The sequence below is a fragment of the Extibacter sp. GGCC_0201 genome (genome assembly GCF_017566055.1).
GTDB lineage: Bacteria > Bacillota > Clostridia > Lachnospirales > Lachnospiraceae > Extibacter.
Genome location: NZ_JABFCH010000065.1, coordinates 1 through 708 on the forward strand (window position 1 = coordinate 1; position 708 = coordinate 708).

Annotated in this window: 1 protein-coding gene; it reads right to left on the minus strand. The window is 47.2% G+C overall.

The features are described 5' to 3' along the window. Positions 1-595: IS256 family transposase (locus HJV72_RS18765; protein WP_208073375.1), on the minus strand; the 595-nt coding region annotated here is incomplete at its 3' end. Positions 596-708 lie beyond the last annotated feature (113 nt).

The window sequence follows — 708 nt, forward strand, 5'->3', positions numbered from 1 at the left end:
CATCATAGCCCAGGATCGCATACACTGCATAATTCTTTGTCTCGTAATCCTTGCGGATCGTCACATACATGCAGTCCACGAACAGGAATGTATAGAACTTTTTCAAAGGCCGGTTCTGCCATTCCGTCAGCTCGTCCAATACCTTATCGGTAATCTCTGAGATCGTTTCATGGGAGATGGAGAAGCCATAGATATCTTCAATCGTGTCCGAGATGTCCCGCTGGCTCAGGCCTTTGGCATACATGGATATCACCTTATCCTCAATCCCCGAAACATCCCTTGTCCGCTTGGGAATCAGCTGGGGTTCAAAGCTCCCGTCACGATCCCGGGGCACATCAACGGGAATCTGGCCATAAGAGGTCTTTACATGTTTTGAGGTATAGCCGTTCCTTCTGTTGTCAGTGTCCTTGTAGCCATGCTCGCCCGCCTCGTAACCGAGATGCCCCTTCAGCTCTCCCTGGAGCATGGTTTCGAACATTGGGCCGAAGATTTCCTTAAGTGCCTCCTGCATATCTTCTTTCGTCTTCGGCTGGTAGTGCTCCATAATTGCCTGGGCAATCTCGGTACCCTTGGTGTTCTTCTTTTTTCTTGCCATAAGTGCTGTACTCATCTTTCTTTTTCCTTTCTGTGAGCATAGCACACCTTATACATAAAACAAAGTGTGCAATTAGATTAGTTTCTTAATTACACACTTTATCTTACACGACC